Raw genomic sequence first — 16156 nt, 5'->3', positions numbered from 1 at the left:
GTGAGCTATCCCTGCACCGTGCCGGCCGTCAGGTCCTGTAGCTTCCCCTCGACCGTGTAGCCCGGCGTCTCGACTTCGATGGTCGAGTCCGAATCGACGCCGTGGAACTTGAGGTGGAGCTCGTAGCTGCCGTCGGCGGCGATGTCGGTCGACTCGACCTGCTCGGTCGGTCGGTGGCGCGCCCACGCGTTCTCGCCGGCGAGGTCGGCGGCGGTCTCGCCCCGGATGGTCCACTTCTTCGGCGGGTTCCCCACGTCGGTGCCGGCCATCGCGTACCCCTGTGACCGCCATTCGCCGAACCCCTCGTCGATGACGTAGACGTTCTCGTACCCCTCGTTGATGAGCTGAGAGGCCCGGATGGACGAGAGGTGGTGGGGACACCCGCAGTAACAGACGATGCGGTCGTCCTTCGGCCACTCGTTCAACGGGTCGTTCGACGTCCGGTAGCGCTCCGGCGCCGGGCTCAGCACCGCGCCGTAGACGTGGGCCGCCTCGTACGAGCCCGGACCCCGGGCGTCCGCGAACCGGGCCTCGCCCCGCCGGTACCAGTAACCGGTGGCCTCTATCGGGGCCAGCGGAACCTGAACGCCGCCCTCTTCGACGGTCTCGAACGAATCGGTGTCGATGCTGCGCTCCGAGGGCTGTTGGTCGAACGCCGGCGGGTAGCCGTCGGTGTTCCCGTCGGTCGGCGTGTACTGACCGTACCCCGACCACGGCGTGGTGGTGTCGTCGCCGCCACCGCCGCCGCCCTGCCCCAGACACCCCGCGACCGGGGCGAGCGACGCCGCCCCGGTCGCCAGGAACGTTCGGCGTTTCATCTCTGGCTGTTCGTAGCGAATCGGCGCGTAAGAATGTTTCCTTGGATATTACCCGCGAAATCGGCGGAAATGAACGGAGCGACCCCCGGATACTCGACCGCGACGACCCGTTTCACTCGACCGCGAGGGCCCGGTCGCAGCAGTCCCTGAGTCGGGCGTACGTCTCGTCGGTGACCGCGTCCCGGACCGTGCAGTAGGCCCCGCAGGCCTCTCGCTCGCGGGCGGTCGAGACGACCGAGTTCAACAGCCGGAACACTTGGTCCTCCCGGCCGTACATCAGCAGGACGTTGACGTTGTCGACGACGACCCACCCGCCGCGGGAGACGTACTCCAGCGCGTTCGAGACCCGGATGCTGATGCCGGTCAGGTCGCTGGGATCGACCGGGTCGGTCGTCCAGAGCGGCCCGTCGTACTCGCCGGGCGACCCCGTGACCGGGACCACGCCGACCTTCCGGGGGTCGCCCCCGCGGCGCTCGACCAGCGACTCGATCTTCTCTGGTGATGCGGTCGCCGACAGCACCAGCAGGTTCTCGAACGCCGCGTCGGGCAGCAGGTCGAGCGGCGACCCCATCGACGGCACCGACACCAGCGCCTGCTCGCCCGGCGACAGGTCGAACCTGCGGTCGTCAGTCGTCTCCGGCACTCTCGAACCCTCCGGTCGGGTCGCCGACGGTCGGCGCCTCGACTCCCGCGTCGTCGAACCGGACGTACGGTCGGGCGAAGTGCCACGTACCCGCGGCGGCCAGCAGCGCGGCCACCAGGTCGAGCGCCTCCGAGACGAGCGAACTCTCGAACAGGAATCCCGCCGTGTACGCGCCGGTCACCAGGAAGAACGCGCTCGCCAGCAGGAGCAGCCCGCGGGTGTACGCGACGTTCCGGGCGTAGGCCACGACGGGATAGACCAGCAGGAGGGAGGCGGCGACGAGCGTCGCGGTCTGGGCGATGAAGACGAACGAGAGGAGGCCCCTCATAGCTTCCTCCGTTCGGTGAGCAGGACGAGCGCGTGGGCGGCCGCGACGAGCGTTCCCGCGACGGCGGCCGTCGAGAGGACGAGGTAGAGCCCGGCCGAGATCTCGACGCCGAGCGCCTCCGGCGCGTTCAGCGCGGCGAACGCGAGCACGACGACCGGGATCGGCCGGAGCACTCGTCCGAACGGCGCGCCGCGGAAGCCCCGCGACGCGATGACGGCCACCGGGAACGTCCCGGCGAGTACGAGCGCGGTCGACAGCGCGAGCATGCGTTCGAGTAACATTCGACAGGGGGTTCTCGCTTCCGGATTAAATAACCCCCGCCGAACTCGGACGAGAACGGGCGAACCCCGGGAATCGAAGCGGGACCGATTTCGCCCGCTACTCGCTTTCGAGCACGCGGAAGTACCGCACGTCGACGTGCTCGCCGCCAGTGAACGCCCGGTCGCGGTGGACGCCCTCCTCGGCGAAGCCGAGTTTCTCCCAGGTGCGAGCCGACGCCGGGTTGGTGGCGAGCAGGCGGGCCTGGTCCCGGGGTCGATCCCGCCGCAGAGCCGATTTACGTCTCGCCGACAAAGGGCCGTCTATGCGCACCGCAGTATTGACCGAACCCGGCCGACTGGTCGTCGAGGACCGACCCCGGCCCGAGCCCGCGCCCGACGAGGCGCTGGTCGCGGTCGGCGAGGTCGGCATCTGCGGGTCGGACCTCCACTACTACGAGCGCGGCCGCATCGGCGACTACGTGGTCGAGAAGCCCCTGGTGCTGGGCCACGAGAGCGCGGGCGAGGTGGTCGCGGTCGGCGACGCAGTGCCCGACCTCGAGGCGGGTGACCGAGTCGCGCTCGAACCGGGCGTCCCCTGCCGGCGGTGCGACCACTGCAAGCGCGGCGAGTACAACCTCTGTCCGGACGTGACGTTCATGGCGACCCCGCCGGACGACGGCGCGCTCGCCGAGTACGTGGCCTGGCCCGCCGACTTCGCCCACCGACTGCCCGACGAGGTGTCCGTCCGCGAGGGCGCGCTCTGCGAGCCCCTCAGCGTGGGCGTCCACGCGGCCCGCCGCGGCGAGGTCGGCGCGGGCGACTCGGTGCTCGTGACCGGCGCGGGTCCCATCGGGCTGCTGGCGATGGCCGCGGCGCGGGCCGCCGGCGCGACCGAAGTCGTCGTCGCGGACGTGGTCGACGCCAAACTCCGGCGGGCGAGCGAGCGCGGCGCGGACGCGGTCGTCGATTCCGGCGAGCGGGACCTGGCGGCGGCGGTCGCGGCCGAGACCGACGGCGAGGGCGTCGACGTCGTCGTCGAGGCCTCGGGCGCCGAATCTGCCATCGCCGGTTCGCTCGACGCGGTCCGGCGCGGCGGAACCGTGGTCTTCGTCGGTCTCGCCTCCGCGTCGGAGATTCCGCTCGACGTGGTGGGCATCGTGGACAGCGAACTCGACGTCCGCGGGTCGTTCCGCTACCGGAACACGTACCCCGCGGCCGTCGGCCTTATCGCCGACGGCGCGGTGGACGTCGCCGGCATCGTGGACTTCGAGATGGACCTGGACGAAGTCGAGGCGGCGTTCGAGCGCGCGACGAATCCGGAGACCGTGAAGGGGATGGTGACGGTCGGCAAGTGAACGATAACAGACCGCTCAATTAGGAAAATTTGAATCAGCACTTCTCGTCGAACTCTGACTGGCGAAGGGCGAATGTTTAAGTATTATTTGAAATAAAACATGTCGGTGGAATACACCACCGGGAGAAAACGAGAATGAGTCAAAAAACGGACCTTCAACGAGAGATTCTCTTGACGGCGCATCAGAACCCGGATCTGACGAACAAGGAAATCGCCGACCGATGTGATTGCTCTAGTTCGTACGTCAGTACGGTTCTCAACAGATACGAAGACTACGGCGTGTTGGAAGCGATGGATGACCAGATGATTCAGGATCAGCGCGAACTCGACCGGATGCTCGACGGGATGGGCTTAGGTGCCGGAGCGAATGACCAGCAGAGTGGCTCGAAGAGGGGCGGAGGAAACACGACTCCAGCTGTCGAAGACTTCTCTTTGAAAGAACCGGAAACGACTGTGGATTGGATCGTTCAGATCGGATCTGCGCTTTTTGCACTACTGATTGTCGGATACGTACTAATTGAAGTTATTCAGACTCTCTACCTGTAGCCCTCTATTGACTCTCGAAACACTCGAGATCGTTTATTCGTCACTGCCGTTCTGCTCCCTGTCGCCCACGATGGCCTCGACGTCGGCGTGGTCGTGGAGCAGGTCCCCCATCACCGCGACCGTTTCGGCGTCCCGGGTGCGCCCGCTCCGGACCACATCCTCGGCGCGCTCGATGGTCGTCAGGGTGTCCGACTGGACCAGCAGGACCGGGACGCCCTTCTCCTCGGCGGCGCCGACGACGGCGCCCGGCGGCCGGAACCCGCCGGTCAGGATGAGGCACTTCACGCCCGGAGCTTCGAGCGCGACCCGCTGGAGGTCGGGCCGGTCGCCCCCCGTGACCAGCGCGGCGTCCTTCGTCCGCCGGAGGTGCCGGAGCGCCGAGTCTCCCGACATCGCGCCGACGAGGAACCGCTCGACGAAGGCGTCGCCGGGCGCGTCGTTGAGCTGCTCGGCCGACAGCTCCGCGGCGAGGTCGTCGACGGTCACGCCCGCCAGTTGCTGCTCGCGCGGAAGGACGCCCAGCACCGGGACGCCCCGGCCTTCGAGGAAGGGGACCACCTCGGTCTCGAGCCCGTCGAAGTTGCCGTCCTGGACCGCGTTGAACAGCACGCCGAGCAGCCGGTCGCCCACGTCGTCGACCGCCGCCAGCACGTCGTCGACGTCGCCGGCCCTGGCGTACTTCGAGAGCAGCAGCACCTCGGCGTCGAGCAGGTCGGCCACCTCGGGGTCGGTGAGGTCGACGATGCCGCCGGTGGTGAGCTTCCCGCCGCCCTCGACCACCATCAGGTCCTTGCCCTCGGCCAGGCTGTCGAAGCTCTCGCGGACCTGCTCGCGGAGCTCGTCGGGGTCCTCCCGACCCCGGATCGCCTGCTCGATGAACGTCGGCGAGTAGACGATTGGCTCCAGGTTGTGCATCTCGGCGTCGAGGCCGAGCACCTCGCGGGCCAGCATCGGGTCCTCGTCGAGGGTCTTCCCGACGTTGCTCTGGAGGCGGGTCCCCTTCGGTTTCATGTAGCCGACCGAGAGGCCGCGCTCGGCGGCCAGTTCGGCCAGCGCGAGCGCGACCGCGGTCTTGCCTGTGCTCTCCTCGGTCGCGGTGACGAGTATCGTTCTCATTGGGTATCAGTACTCATAGTTCGTCGGTGTCCACGGTCAGCCGCACGTCGACGGCCTGGACGCCGTCCGGGCCGGCGACGAGGGGGTTCACGTCGAGTTCGAGGATGGCCGGGAAGTCGGTCACGAGCTGGGAGAGCCGCTGGAGGCTCTCGACGATGGCGTCGCGGTCGGCCGGCTCGCGGCCCCGGGCGCCCCGGAGCAGCGGCGCCGACCGGATGCCGTCGACCATCTCGGTCGCCTCCCGTTCGCTGACGGGCGCGACCCGGGTCTCGGTGTCCTCCAGGACCTCGACGAAGATGCCGCCCAGGCCGAACAGCAGCAGCGGGCCGAACTGCGGGTCGCGGTTCACCCCGATGATGGTCTCGGTGCCCGCGTCGAGGTCGACCATCTCCTGGACCTGGACGCCCAGGATGTCGGCGTCGGGCTGGTAGTTCCGCGCGCGGGTCACCAGGTCCTCGAAGGCGTCGTACACCTCCTCGGGCGGGACGCCGACCTTCACGCCGCCGATGTCGGACTTGTGGAGGATGTCGGGCGAGACGATCTTCATCACGACGTCGCCCTCGATGCTCTGGGCGGCGGCGACCGCGTCCTCGGGCTTCTCGGCGACGGTGCCCTCGGGCGTCGGAATCCCGTAGGCGTCGAGCAGTCCCATCGCTTCGACGCCGAGCCGGTTGTCGCCGCGCTCCTCGGCGGTTTCCAGGATTCCGCGTGCGCGCTCGCGGTCCACGTCGAACGTCTCGGGCGCCTCGTACTCGCGCTCGCTGATCTCGCGGTAGCGCGAGAGGGCGTCGAGGCTCCGGACCGCCCGGGCCGGGTCGAAGTAGTTGGGGATGCCGCCCTCCCGCAGGCGCTCGGCCGCCGCCTCGGTGCGCTCGCCGCCCATCAGCACCGCCGCGACCGGCTTGCCGTGCTCGGCCTGGAGGTCCGTGACGGCGTCGGCGAGTTCGCCGTAGTCGAGAACGGCCGTCGGCGCCGAGAGGACGACCGCACAGCCCACGTTGTCGTCGGCCAGCGCGAGGTCGATGGCGGTCCTGAACCGCTCGATGTCGGCGTCGCCGATGGCGTCGATGGGGTTGTAGATGTTGGCCTCCTCGGGCATCGCCTCGGCGAGCGCCTCCAGGGTTTCCTCGGAGAACGAGGCCAGCGAGAGCCGGGAGTCGCCCACCGCGTCGGTGGTCATCACGCCCGGACCGCCGGCGTTGGTCACGATGGCCACGTCGTCGGTCTCGGGCAGGGGCTGGCCCGACAGTATCTGGGCGAAGTCGAACAGCTCCTGGACGTTCTCGACCCGGAGGACGCCGGCCTGTTCGAGGCCGGCCTCGTAGGCCTGCTCGCTGCCCGCGAGGGTGCCGGTGTGCGAGGAGACCGCCTGCGCGCCGGCCTCGGTCCGCCCCGACTTGACCATCACGATGGGGGTGTCGTCGGTCGCCTCGCGCGCGGACCGGATGAACTGCCCGCCGTCCTCGACGCCCTCCAGATAGCCCAGGATGACGTCGGTGTCGGGGTCGTCGCCCCACGCTTCGACGAAGTCGGTCTCGTCGAGGACGGCCTTGTTGCCGAGCGACACCACGTCCTTGAACCCGATGCCCTGGTCGTTGGCCCAGTCGAGCACCGCGGTGATGAACGCGCCCGACTGGCTCATGAACGAGATGGAGCCGGCGAGCGCGTTGTCCGGCCCGAACGTGGCGTTGAGCCCGGTCGGCGTGCTCATCACGCCGAGGCTGTTCGGGCCGACCAGGTTGAGATCGTACTCCTCGGCGACCTCGGTGAGTTCGCGCTCGCGGCTCGCGCCCTCGCTGCCGGTCTCGCCGAAGCCCGCGGTGATGACCACCACGTTCCGGACGCCGGCCTCGCCGCACTGCCGCACCGCGTCGACCGCGATCTTCGGCGGCACGACGATCACCGCGAGGTCCAGTTCGCCCGGGACGTCGCCGATGTCGGGGTAGCAGTCCAGCCCCAGCACGTCGTCGTAGTTCGGGTTCACCGGGACGGTCTCGCCCGCGAAGTCGGCCCGCAGGTTTGCCGTTATCGCGCGGCCGACCGAGCCCTCGCTCTCGGTCGCGCCGACGACGGCGACCCGCTCGGGCGCGAACAGTCCCGACAACTCTCCGGTGTTCTCGTCCACGTTCGTGGGTTCGCCCGAGTCGCGCTTAAAAGTGGTGTCCCGTTTTCCGGCGGCGGGAATCGGCGGCGTCGACCGGTCTCGGCCGGCTTCCGTGCGAGACCGGTTCGGCCGTCCCCTCCGGTCGTCGGTTGGAATAACCGGCGCCTACTCGGATACAATCCTCGCCATCCGCGACGAATTCCAAAGTATTTACTCGGATGTGAAATCAAAAATCGGAGATAGCGGCCCCGAGACGCCGAGTAAATGGTGCATAATTATACGCCAGGGTACTCTCGAACTACACGATGTCAGAATCCGGGAAGACGGTCCGCTCGCTGGAGACTGCGCTTCCAGACCCGACGACGGCCGACAACGTGGTGTACGGCCCGTCGGTGGAACGGCTCCGCGAGTTCTCCGAGCACTTAGAGACCACGACCGAGTTCGGCGCCCCGTCGTACGTCAGCGACGAGCGGTCGCGCAACGCCGACCTGACGGAGAACGCGGTCGACGCCGACTTCGGCGCGGACGACTTCGCGCACGTCGAAGACGCGTTCGAGGCGGCCCGCGAGCGCGAGATGGTCTGCGTCGACCGCCGGATGGGTCGCCACGACGACCACTCGTACGTCTGCCGGCTCTACGTCCCGAAGGAGTACGGTCGAATCGCGCTGGCCTGGGCGAAGCTCTTCGAGCCGGTGGCCGACGACGACCCCGACCCCGACTTCGTGACGGTCCAGATTCCGGACGCCGACGAGATCGCCATCCGCATCCTGCCCGACGAGGGGGTCACCGCCGTCCTCGGCAGCGACTACACCGGCGAGGCCAAGAAGTCGTTCCTCCGGCTGTTCATGTACTACGCCAAGCGGGAGGGCGGGCTGGGCCTCCACGCCGGGAGCAAGCGCGTCCGCCTGAAGAACGAGGACGGCGACCTCGAGACGGTCGGCCAGGCGTTCCTCGGGCTCTCGGCCACCGGCAAGTCCACGCTGACCGCCCACGGGCTCCGGCTCGACGACCCCGAGGAAGCCACGATGCTCCAGGACGACGTCTGCGCGCTGCTGCCCGACGGGACCGTCGCCGGCAGCGAGGGCAACGGCCTGTTCGTCAAGACCATCGGCCTCGACTCCGACGAGCAGCCCGCCCTCTACGACGCGGTGACCCACGAGTCGGCCGTGCTCGACAACGTCGACGTGGCCGACGACGGGACGGTCGACTTCGATTCAGACCGCTACACCACCAACGGCCGGGCGGTCATCGAGCGCGACCAGCTCTCGTCGGCGGGCGATGACATCGATCTCGACGGGGTCGACCAGGTGTTCTTCATCACGCGCAACCCCGTGATGCCGCCGGTCGCGAAGCTCTCGGCCCGGGAGGCCGCCGCGGCGTTCATGCTCGGCGAGTCCATCCAGACCAGCGCGGGCGACCCCTCGAAGGCCGGCGAGTCCATCCGCGTGGTCGGCACCAACCCGTTCATCATCGGCTCGAAGGGCGAAGAGGGCAACCGCTTCCGCGACCTCGTGGCCGACCTCGACGTCGACTGCTTCGTACTCAACACCGGCCACCTCGGCGGCCGCGACGTCGGCGTCGAGGAGTCGGTGACCATCCTCCGGGAGCTCGCCCGCGGCACCGTCGAGTGGACCGACGACGACGCGACCGGGCTGACGGTCCCGAGCGAGGTGCCGGGAATGGACGTCTCGGCGTACGACGTCGCCGACAACGTCGAGAACCTAGATGAGAAACTGGCCCGACTCCGGACCGAGCGCCGGACCCACCTCGACACCTTCGAGGACCTCGACGAGGAGATCCGGGACGCGGTGTACTGACGGCGGGACTTTTCTTTCCTCTCACTTCCGCAAGCAGGTGTCGATGCCCAGCAGCGCGTTCACGACGCAGAACCGCGTCGCGGCGTTGAACAGGAGCGCCCCACCCAGGACGGCCGCGGCGAGGCCGACTCCGGTGTGACCGCCGATGAGGGCGCCGCCCGCCGCCGCGACCAGCGCGACGCCGAGGACCCCGCGAGCGAGTCTGTCGCGGCCGCCGACGTTCGGTTCGTGCGCCATGCTCGGAGTCCGGAGCGCCGGACAGTTAGTTCTACGCCCCGTCTGCCGCAGCGTCGTGGGCTCGACGGACCGCCCGCGCCAGCGACTGGTGGTCCGGCGCGAACTGGAGGTGGGAGTCGCAGTTGCAGTCCGACGCTCCGAGACCGGCGACCGCCTCGGTCTTCGCCCGCTCGTCGGCCTCGATGCCCCGGTTCACGGCGCACTCGATGTCTTCGTCTCGGGTCTTCACGACGTCTGCAATCCGTGACGCGGGGTGACCCAGCAGGTAGTCGACGTGCCAGCGGCGGGCGTCGCGTTCGCCCGCGGCGAGTTCGCGGTGGCGCTCGACCCGGGCGAACCCGCCGGTCCCGAACGCGCTGCCGGTGTAGGCGTACCACCCCGCGACCAGGTCGCGCTCGCCGGCCGCGCCGAACGCGACGGTCGCGTCCTCGGCGAGTTGCACGAGCAGCGTGTAGGTTCCCTTCGCCATGGTCGGAGTTCGTCGTTCTTCTTGCGACTGCGTCTACAGGTGCGACACCACCAGCGCCGCGGCGACCGCGAGCATCGTCACGCCGTTGAGCGCGACCGACTGCCTGTGGTACTGCGCGAAGGCGTCGTCGCCCGCCCGGTCCATCTTCGGGATGAGGACCTGCCGGGCGTAGAGGTCGAGGACGACGCCGACCAGCACGAGCAGCGTCAGCGCGTTCCCGTCGAGCGGGCCGCCGGTCTCGACGACGAACGAGGTGCCGAGCGCCAGCCAGCCGAGGATCTCGCCGAACGCGTAGTACTTCGGGAAGATTGCGTTGACCACCCGGACCGCCTCGCCCCCCAGCACGTCGAACGTCGTAGGCGCCCCGACGAACGAGAAGAAGACGATGCTCCCGAGCCAGACGCCGAGGGCGGCGTCGAGGACGACCGCGGCGCCGGTCTGGAGGAAGCTCATGTCCGACGGTTGGAACCCTCGCAAAATCAATGGTTCGGATGCGCCACCGCCGGGAGACCGAAGTCGCGCCCCGCGACAGCCTCGACGCTCCTCACGACCGGTCCGGGAGCCGACACGCCTCCCGGCCGGCGACCATCACTGGGACCGTGGCCGTCCGGACCACGCGCTCGGCGACGCTGCCGGCGCGGACCAACCGTTCGAAGCCGGTCCGGCCGGCCGTGCCCATCATCACGAGGTCGACGTCGTGGTCGGCGACGTAGTCGAGTATCTCCTCGGTCGGGTCGCCGTACCGGAGCGCCTTGACGACCGGCACGCCGCGCTCGGACGCGCGTCTTTCGACCGCCTCGACCGCCGCTTCGCCCTCCGATTCCATGCGCTCGACGTTGAAGTCGACGTGTCCCATCTCGGAGTCGGTCTCGACGACGTAGAGGGCGTGGACCTCCGCGTCGTGCTTCGCGGCGAGTTCGACGCCGTTCGTGACTGCGCACTCGGAGGCGGGCGTGCCGTCCGTGGGAACGAGGATGCGGTCGAACATGGCTGACGAGAGGGAACGCCGACGGCGCGATGCGGCGTTCCTCGTGAGTTATTCTCTCACCCCCGACAAAAGTGTTCCCGACCGTTCACTCCGCTACGTCGACGGCCTTCGCGCCCGAGAGCTCCTGGAGTCTGTCGGGGTCGATGGGGAACACCGCTTCCGGGGTGCCCGCGGCGGCCCACACCGTCCCGAACTCCGCGAGCGTCTCGTCCAGGAACACCGGGACGTCGGCGTCGTGGCAGAACGGCGGTACCCCGCCGATGGACCAGCCGAGCGCGGCCTTGATCTCGCCGGCGTCGGCCATCTCCACGTCGGCCTCGTCGAGGTCGAGCAGGTCGGCGAGCTTGGCCTCGCTGACCCGGTTCGCGCCGCTGGTCACGACCACGACGAGCCGGTCGTCGGCGCGCATCGCGATGCTGCTGGCGATCTGGGCGACGTCGCAGCCGACGGCGTCGGCGGCGTCCGCGGCGGTCTTCGTCCCCTCCGGGAACTCCTCGACGTCGACCTCGAAGTCGTACTCGCGCGCGGCGCGGTCGGCGAACTCCTGCGCTCTCCGATGCATGCCCGTGGGTAGCGTCGGCGCGGCTCAAATAGGTCGGGGTCGAGCCGGGCGCCCGACGGTGCCCATGCCGACCGGCGGTCACCAGCTGCGTACAGTCTCGTCGCGTCGTAACTCGGACCCGGTGCCCGCAACGGCGGCGTACACTACGCCGAGCAGCGTCCCGTAGACGAGGTGCGCGACCCCGAGCACTACCGGGAACGCGAGTTCCCCGACGAGGCCAGGAACCGGCAGGAGCGGTACCGGCAGTTCGGTCGCACCCGTCGCGTTGAGTCCCAGCGGGAGCAGGACCCCGCCGGTCAGGACGCCGAGCGCCGCGCCGTACCCCGCGCCGACGCCCGCGAGCGCGGCCGTGTTCGACGCGTAGTCGCCCAGGAGCGGTTGCGATACCACGGCGACGAAGAGCAGCGCGAACACCACGCTGTTGACCAGGTGGGCGACCCACCCCGCGAGGACGGTCGGTCGCCCGTAGAGCGCGCCGACGAGCGCCATCGTGCCCGCGCCGAAGTGGAGCACGAGACCCATGCCGACGCCGGCGACCAGGCCAGCGACGACCCCGGCGGCCCACCGGCGGCGCCGCGCCCGGCCCACTGCGGTCGATTCTGTCGTTTTCGCTGTCACTTCCCCACCGCGCCTACCATCGGCCCGCTCCGATATAGGTACTCGCCGACCCCTCCGGAAACTGTCCTCTCGGCCCGACGAGGGTCAGTCGGTCGTGTCCTCCCGTCCGGTCGCTTCCGCGTTCGTCCCGCCGGGCGTCGAGAGCCCCCGGAGCCCGGCGACAACGCCCGCGCCCGCCGCGACCAGTCCGCCAGCGACCGCGAAGGCGGTCGGGTAGCCGAACTGCGCGGTCCAGCCGCCGAGCAGGCCGCCGACGCCGCCGGCCGCCGCCACCAGCGCGGCGTGGACGCCCAGCGCCTCGCCCCGGACCGCGGCGGGCGCGTGACGGGTCACCAGTCCCGTGCCGGTCACCGCGATGACGGCCCACGTCGCGCCGAGGACGAGGAAGACGCCGACCGCGCCGGTCAACGCGGGGAGGCCGACCAGCGCGCCGACGACCGCGACGGCGGGGAACGCGACCGCCCTGACGCCGAGCGCCCCGCTCTGGAACAGTCGCGCGTCGACCCGGTCGACGAGGTCGCCGACCGGTCCGTAGCAGGCCACCGACGCGACGCTCGTGGCGAGGTACAGCCCGAACGTCGCGTCGCCGCCGTGGCCCGCGGCCGAGAGGTACGCCGGCAGCGGCGCCCAGAACGCCGCGAATCCGGTCGAGAACAGCGCGACCGCGGCGAAGTAGCCGGCGAGCCGGGGCGTGAACCGCCGGCCCACCTGCCGGGGGCGGATCCCCAGCGTGGTCCAGTAGAGCCGGTTCGGCGAGAAGGCGAACGTCGCGGTCCTGACGTGGCGGTTGGTCCGGGAGAGGAACCGGGCGATTCGTCGGCGGTCACTCCGCCGGAGGTCGGCCGCGGCGGGCGAGGGCACCCACGCCGCGGCCGCGACAGCCGAGACCGCGGTCAGCCCCGCGCCGACGGCGAACAGCCAGCGGCGGGCGGCAAGCGGCGATGCGAACCGCGGCGCGAGGACGCCGAGCCACGCGGTCCCGAGCACCAGGCCGCCGGCCCAGCCGAACCCCTGGTACCGGTTGAGCGCCGCGATCCGCCGCGACCACTCGCGCTCGGGCGCGTCGGCCACGACGAGCAGCGTCAGGACCGGTCCCGCGGCGGCCGAGACGAACCAGAGGACGGCGTTGACCGCCAGGACCGCGGTCACGGACTCGAGGAACGGCAGCGCGGCGAGCGCGGCCGCCGACCCGAGCAGACTCCCCACGACGACCGCCCGGCGGTCGCGGGTCCGGTCGGCCAGCCGGCCCCACAGCAGCGCGCCCGGCGTGCCGAGCAGCGCGACGCTCCCCGCGAGCAGGCCGAGCGCGGTCGGGTCTCCGCCGAGCGCGACGACGTACAGCGGGACGAGCAGCGACGCCGCGCCGAGCGCGACCGACCCGAGCCCCCACGCGTACAGCCACCGTTCTGTCATCGACGCGACTGACGCAGGACCGACACGTAAATGTCCTGAATCGCTCGGAGCCGACCGACGCTCGAACGCCCCGGATCAGTCCGACTCGGTGGGGTCGTCGCGGAGGGCCGCGGCGGTCTCGAAGATGTCGTCCATCCAGGCGTCGAGGTCGTAGGCCGTGACGAGCTGGCGCATGTGTCGCATGCGCTCGCGACGCTTCCCCGGGTCGTCGGTGATCGCCCGGTGGATGGACTCGGCGAACTCCTTGGTCGCGTACGGGTTGATGGTGTAGGCGTAGTCGCCGAGCGTCTCGTCGACGCCGGCGAAGTCCGACAGCACCAGCGCGCCCCCGTTGTCGAGCTGTGCCGCGACGTACTCCTCGGCGACGAGGTTCATCCCGTCCCGGACCGAGCTCACGAGCGCGAGGTCGGCGTGGCGGTAGAGGCCGTACAGCGACTCGGCGGGGAGCATCTCCGTGACGCCGACCACCGGTTCCCAGTCGTCCGTGCCGAACCGGTCGTTGACCCGCTCGGCGGTCTCGGAGACCTCGTCCTGTATCTCCTGGTACGCCGGGATCTCGCTCCGGCTCTCGCTGGCCTTCTGGACGTAGACGAACTCGCCGCGGAACTCGGGGTGCGAGTCGAGGAAGTACTCGATGGCCCGGATGCGCTCGGGGATGCCCTTCGTGTAGTCGAGGCGGTCGACGCCGACCGCGACCACGGCGTCGTCGGCGATGCCCCGCTCTTCGCGGAAGCGGTCCCAGAACGCCTCGGCCCCGTCGCTGCCGGCCAGCCGCTCGATGCGCTCGGTGTCGACGCCCATCGGGAACGACTTGACCAGCGTGGTCGAGTCGCCCCGGTGGACCTCCCCGCTGTCCCAGTCGATGGCGGCGTCGTCGAAGCAGGCGTCGACCCCCTCGAGGAACTGGGCGCAGAACCGGTCGACGTGGAAACCGATCAGGTCGTTGGCGAGCAGGCCCTCCATCAGTTGGCGGCTCTGGGGGCACACCCGGAAGTCGTCCCACGTCGGCCACGGGATGTGCCAGAAGTGCGCCAGCGTGGCGTCGTCGCCGAGTTCGCGTCGGACCATCCGGGGCGCGAGGCCGAAGTGGTAGTCCTGGAACCAGATGAGCGACCCCGGGTCGGCCTCCTCCGCGGCCGCCTCGGCGAACCGCCGGTTGACCGCCTCGTAGCGGTCCCAGAACCGCGGCTCGTAGGTGATGCGGCCCCGGTCGCTGTGACACAGCGGCCACAGCACCTGGTTGCTGTAGCCGTAGTAGTACTCCTCGATTTCGTCGTCGTCGAGCCAGATGCGCCGGAGGGTGTAGGCCGGGTCCTCGGGCGGCACCCCGACCCGGTCGTGCTCGTCGACGACCTCGCGGTCGGCGTCGCCGTCGCCCCAGGCGACCCAGGTCCCTTTCGCCCGCTGCATCACCGGGTCGAGGCCTGCCGTCAGCCCGCCGACCGGGCGGTCGACGGTGATCTCGTCGCCGTCGTACGAGTGGCTGTACGGTTCGCGGTTCGAGACGACGACCAGGCCCTCGGTCGGCGCGGACCCGTCGGCGTCGGGGGACGACTCGCCCGTCATCCCTCCGGTGCGAGGTCGGATGCGTTCGGGGCGGCGTCGCCGCGCTGCAGAGTCGCGTCCCGGTCGGAGGAGCGGCGCCCATCAGGGTGAGGCCGGACCACGGTCGATAGACTCATGTCCATCTAGAGAAGGCGTACACCCTCTTTTTGTTTGGGGTGGCGCGCGGCGTTCGATTTACTCCCGGAGCGCCCGGACCTGCTCGCGGGTCGGCAGCGCGGTCATCGCGCCAGCCGCGGTGGTCGTGACCGCCGCCACCGCGTTCGCGAAGCCGAGCACCGCCGAGAGCGAGCGGTCGGCCGCCCCGGCGCCGTCCCCGTCGGCGAGCGCCGCGAGCGCGCCCGCGGTGAACGCGTCGCCCGCGCCCGTGGTGTCGACCGCGTCGACGCCGTAGCCGCCGTGGGAGGCCGCGCCGGCGCCCCACGGCGCCCGGTCGGTCGCGGCGGCGAAGGCGCCGGCGTCGCCGAGCGTCAGCAGCACGGTGTGGGGGCCGTCGTCGGCGACGGCCGACGCCAGGCCCTCGGGCGACTCGCCCTCGAACCCGGCCGCGTCCAGGTCCTCCGGGGTCGCCTTCACCACGTCGGCGTGACCGAGCATCTCCGCGATCAGGTCCGAGTACGCCCGGTCGCTCGTCGCCCAGAGCTCCGGCCGGTAGTTGGGGTCGAAGACGACGGTCGCGCCGCGCTCGCCGGCGCGCTCGGCCAGGTCCAGGGTGGCGGTCCGGCCGGGGTCGGCCGCGAGCATCACGCCGCCGACGTACACCCACTCGACCGACTCGAGGGTCTCGTCGGGGACGCCGCCGGGTTCGACCCGGGTGTCGGCGGTGCCGTCGCGGTAGAAGGTGAACGCCCGGTCGGCGTCCTCGTCGTGGCTCACGAACGCCAGCGCGGTCTTCGCCGCGGGGTCGCGCTCGACGAACCGGTCGGGGACGCCGAACGACGCCAATGTCCCGGCGAGGTGGTCGCCGAAGGGATCCTCGCCCACGCGGGTCCAGAACCACGGGGTCGCGTCGAGGCGGGCCAGGCCGACCGCGACGTTGGCGGGTGCGCCGCCCGCACGCCGCGAGAACTCCGCCACCTGGGCGAGCAGGCCCGGGCTGTCGGGCAGGAAGTCGACGAGGGCTTCGCCGGCGACCAGAACGTCGGGGTCGCGCTCGGAGTCGGTCATCGGTTGTGACAATCGGCGGGCCGCCGGAAAAGGATTTACCGACGGGCCTGTCGACTCGCCGCCGGAACGCCGCCGTCGGCCGCCCACGGCGCCGAACGTTCGGTCAGGTGGCCCGTGGACTCTTACCCCTCCCCGACCAATCCCGAGGGGGAA

19 protein-coding genes are annotated in these 16156 nt (G+C 70.5%); 3 read left to right on the top strand and 16 right to left on the bottom strand.

The genetic code is table 11. From position 1 onward, the window contains the following. Positions 1–5: 5 nt before the first annotated feature. The 5 genes from DVR07_RS06550 to DVR07_RS06530 all read right to left on the bottom strand — a co-directional run bounded on the left by DVR07_RS06550 (position 6) and on the right by DVR07_RS06530 (position 2362). Positions 6–818, bottom strand: a complete 813-nt coding sequence (locus DVR07_RS06550; protein WP_115795936.1) for a rhodanese-like domain-containing protein — start codon at positions 816–818, stop codon at positions 6–8. Positions 819–930: 112 nt separating this feature from the next. Further along, on the bottom strand, positions 931–1461 hold the full coding sequence (locus DVR07_RS06545; protein WP_115795935.1) for a DUF7504 family protein: 531 nt from the start codon (positions 1459–1461) through the stop codon (positions 931–933). Next, positions 1445–1789, bottom strand: coding sequence for a hypothetical protein (locus tag DVR07_RS06540; protein WP_115795934.1), 345 nt, complete (start codon positions 1787–1789; stop codon positions 1445–1447). The genes DVR07_RS06545 and DVR07_RS06540 overlap by 17 nt, the downstream gene beginning before the upstream one ends. Continuing rightward, complete coding sequence (locus DVR07_RS06535; RefSeq protein WP_115795933.1) at positions 1786–2070, bottom strand: hypothetical protein; 285 nt, start codon at positions 2068–2070, stop codon at positions 1786–1788. The genes DVR07_RS06540 and DVR07_RS06535 overlap by 4 nt, the downstream gene beginning before the upstream one ends. Before the next feature lie 97 nt (positions 2071–2167). Further along, positions 2168–2362, bottom strand: a complete 195-nt coding sequence (locus tag DVR07_RS06530; protein ID WP_115795932.1) for a GNAT family N-acetyltransferase — start codon at positions 2360–2362, stop codon at positions 2168–2170. Between the two features lie 10 nt (positions 2363–2372). On the opposite strand from DVR07_RS06530, the gene DVR07_RS06525 reads away from it, so the two are divergent. Continuing rightward, on the top strand, positions 2373–3404 hold the full coding sequence (locus DVR07_RS06525) for an NAD(P)-dependent alcohol dehydrogenase (RefSeq protein ID WP_115795931.1): 1032 nt from the start codon (positions 2373–2375) through the stop codon (positions 3402–3404). Between the two features lie 134 nt (positions 3405–3538). After that, the gene (locus DVR07_RS06520) at positions 3539–3949 is read left to right on the top strand and encodes a winged helix-turn-helix domain-containing protein (protein ID WP_115795930.1); all 411 of its coding nucleotides are present in this window, start codon (positions 3539–3541) and stop codon (positions 3947–3949) included. A 33-nt stretch (positions 3950–3982) separates the two neighbouring features. On the opposite strand, the gene DVR07_RS06515 is transcribed toward DVR07_RS06520, so the two are convergent. Together DVR07_RS06515 and acs are read right to left on the bottom strand one after the other, a co-directional pair. Continuing rightward, entirely contained in the window at positions 3983–5065 is a 1083-nt protein-coding gene (locus DVR07_RS06515; RefSeq protein WP_115795929.1) for a phosphotransacetylase family protein, read from the bottom strand. A gap of 13 nt (positions 5066–5078) precedes the next feature. Continuing rightward, positions 5079–7190 carry an acetate--CoA ligase alpha subunit gene (acs, locus tag DVR07_RS06510; protein WP_115795928.1) on the bottom strand — a complete coding sequence of 704 codons (2112 nt, stop codon included), beginning with the start codon at positions 7188–7190 and terminating at the stop codon, positions 5079–5081. Between the two features lie 284 nt (positions 7191–7474). Here acs and DVR07_RS06505 point away from each other — a divergent pair, with 284 nt between their 5' ends. Then, entirely contained in the window at positions 7475–8986 is a 1512-nt protein-coding gene (locus tag DVR07_RS06505) for a phosphoenolpyruvate carboxykinase (ATP) (RefSeq protein ID WP_115795927.1), read from the top strand. A gap of 21 nt (positions 8987–9007) precedes the next feature. Here the strand turns inward: DVR07_RS06505 and DVR07_RS06500 are convergent, their stop codons facing one another. The 9 genes from DVR07_RS06500 to DVR07_RS06460 form a co-directional block, all read right to left on the bottom strand. Further along, complete coding sequence (locus DVR07_RS06500) at positions 9008–9223, bottom strand: YgaP family membrane protein (protein WP_115795926.1); 216 nt, start codon at positions 9221–9223, stop codon at positions 9008–9010. 31 nt (positions 9224–9254) lie between these two features. Beyond that, complete coding sequence (locus DVR07_RS06495) at positions 9255–9692, bottom strand: GIY-YIG nuclease family protein (protein WP_115795925.1); 438 nt, start codon at positions 9690–9692, stop codon at positions 9255–9257. 33 nt (positions 9693–9725) lie between these two features. Next, positions 9726–10145 carry a DUF4149 domain-containing protein gene (locus tag DVR07_RS06490; RefSeq protein ID WP_115795924.1) on the bottom strand — a complete coding sequence of 140 codons (420 nt, stop codon included), beginning with the start codon at positions 10143–10145 and terminating at the stop codon, positions 9726–9728. A 91-nt stretch (positions 10146–10236) separates the two neighbouring features. Beyond that, entirely contained in the window at positions 10237–10680 is a 444-nt protein-coding gene (locus DVR07_RS06485) for a universal stress protein (protein WP_115795923.1), read from the bottom strand. Positions 10681–10765: 85 nt separating this feature from the next. Further along, positions 10766–11242, bottom strand: coding sequence for a YbaK/EbsC family protein (locus DVR07_RS06480; RefSeq protein ID WP_115795922.1), 477 nt, complete (start codon positions 11240–11242; stop codon positions 10766–10768). A gap of 78 nt (positions 11243–11320) precedes the next feature. Continuing rightward, a complete protein-coding gene (locus tag DVR07_RS06475) occupies positions 11321–11860 on the bottom strand; it encodes a hypothetical protein (protein ID WP_115795921.1) in 540 nt (179 codons plus the stop codon). 84 nt (positions 11861–11944) lie between these two features. Next, on the bottom strand, positions 11945–13273 hold the full coding sequence (locus DVR07_RS06470) for an MFS transporter (protein ID WP_115795920.1): 1329 nt from the start codon (positions 13271–13273) through the stop codon (positions 11945–11947). 75 nt (positions 13274–13348) lie between these two features. Beyond that, the gene (locus DVR07_RS06465) at positions 13349–14839 is read right to left on the bottom strand and encodes an alpha,alpha-trehalose-phosphate synthase (UDP-forming) (RefSeq protein WP_115795919.1); all 1491 of its coding nucleotides are present in this window, start codon (positions 14837–14839) and stop codon (positions 13349–13351) included. Positions 14840–15013: 174 nt separating this feature from the next. Then, positions 15014–16003 carry a carbohydrate kinase family protein gene (locus DVR07_RS06460; protein ID WP_115795918.1) on the bottom strand — a complete coding sequence of 330 codons (990 nt, stop codon included), beginning with the start codon at positions 16001–16003 and terminating at the stop codon, positions 15014–15016. Positions 16004–16156 lie beyond the last annotated feature (153 nt).

Origin of the sequence: Halorussus rarus, from assembly GCF_003369835.1 — an archaeon.
Taxonomy (GTDB): Archaea; Halobacteriota; Halobacteria; order Halobacteriales; family Haladaptataceae; genus Halorussus; species Halorussus rarus.
Note: the sequence above shows the minus strand (reverse complement) of the source record. Positions and strands in the feature narration are given on the sequence as shown.